Annotated in this window: 1 protein-coding gene; it reads right to left on the bottom strand. The window is 38.7% G+C overall.

The genetic code is table 11. The features are described from left to right. Positions 1-351: hypothetical protein (locus tag ACWA1F_RS23975; RefSeq protein ID WP_456897553.1), on the bottom strand; the 351-nt coding region annotated here is incomplete at both ends.

The following is a 351-nucleotide window of genomic DNA, read 5'->3' as shown; positions in this document are numbered from 1 at the left end:
ACCGCATCGATTACAGGAAGACCTACCGTTACTTTAACCGTATTTGAACTGCAGTTGTCTGGATTTAATTTTTCGCAGATTTCATAAGTCAGCTCATATTCTCCAGCTGGCGGATTAGCACCTAAAACAATGTTTCCGTTTGCGTCTACAGTTAAATATCCTTTTGGATCAGCTTTAGTCACATTAAGATTTACATCTGATGGCACTAATGGCTTTCCGTTTTTCGTATCATTATCAAAAACATTCTTGCCTAATGCCTGAGGTACATTTGAACCTAAAACTGAAGGTATAACATCTTCGTTTGCTACTAGATCTCCTGCTGTTACCGGCACAGTTATAGTAACTGAATCG

Source organism: Flavobacterium erigeronis (assembly GCF_054075165.1).
The sequence above is the reverse complement of the archived record's forward strand: the minus strand, read 5'-3'. Positions and strand labels throughout refer to the sequence as shown.